Raw genomic sequence first — 953 nt, 5'->3', positions numbered from 1 at the left:
CACTTCAAATACCAAGCCGTACTCCACTACCTGCATATACGCAGCCAACAGCGTACCGCAGATCATTACGGCATCTCACGAACCCACCTGCGACGATGGATACGCGCCTATCAGGAAGGCGGTATCGGCGCACTCGAACATCCCCAATCCAAAACCATGCCCCAACACCGTAAAAACCCCTTCATCGCCGATAAACCCGACCACTAAAAAACACAGGCAGAGCTTATTGAAGAGTTGTTCTATATGCGCGCAGAGGTCGCCTACCTAAAGGAGTTAAAAGCCCTCAGCCAAAAGCAGACCGCAAAGGACAAAGCCAAACCGTCCAAACACTGAGGGCGCAACACCCGCCCAAATACCTGCCGCACATCGCAAACCTGCCCAAAAGCAGCTTTTACTACCACCATCAAGACCGGCCCGACCCCGACGCAGCCGACAAAGCCCTTTTCGCCGAAATCTACAAACGGCATGAAGGACGCTACGGGCAAAGGCGCATTGCCGCAGCATTGGATTGGAACCGCAAAAAAGCAGCGCGGCTGATGAGGCGGCTGGAACTGAAAGCCCTCATACGGGCGAAAAAAGCCTACCACCATCCCGCCATGGGCGAGATATCGGAACACCTCCTCAAACGCCGGTTCAAAGCCCGAAAGCCCAACGAAAAATGGCTGACCGACGTGACCGAACTCAAAGGGAAGGACGGCAAACTGTACCTCTCGCCAATCTTGGACTTGTTCAACCGAGAAATCGCCGCCTACGCCATGAGCCGCAGAGCCGACAGCGAAATGGTGAAGGAAATGCTCGAAAAAGCCGCCCCCCCGTCTGACTGCTAAAGGAACGATGCTTCATTCGGACCAGGGTGTGCTGTACCGTACGGCGGGGTATAGGGAATTGCTTGCGGAGCATTCCATGGTTCAAAGCATGTCGCGAAAGGCGAATTGTTGGGACAATGCGCCGAT

Annotated in this window: 2 protein-coding genes; both read left to right on the top strand. The window is 54.7% G+C overall.

Annotation, left to right across the window (positions count from 1 at the left end; translation table 11 throughout):
* The coding region (locus tag ACTHSP_RS20870) for a helix-turn-helix domain-containing protein (protein ID WP_440346871.1) at positions 1-207 on the top strand (207 nt) is incomplete at its 5' end.
* A gap of 296 nt (positions 208-503) precedes the next feature.
* On the top strand, positions 504-827 hold the full coding sequence (locus tag ACTHSP_RS20865; protein WP_440346870.1) for a DDE-type integrase/transposase/recombinase: 324 nt from the start codon (positions 504-506) through the stop codon (positions 825-827).
* The last annotated feature ends 126 nt before the right edge of the window (positions 828-953 follow it).

The sequence above is a fragment of the Neisseria sp. P0001.S005 genome (genome assembly GCF_051963715.1).
This window is presented reverse-complemented; position numbering and strand designations above follow the sequence as displayed.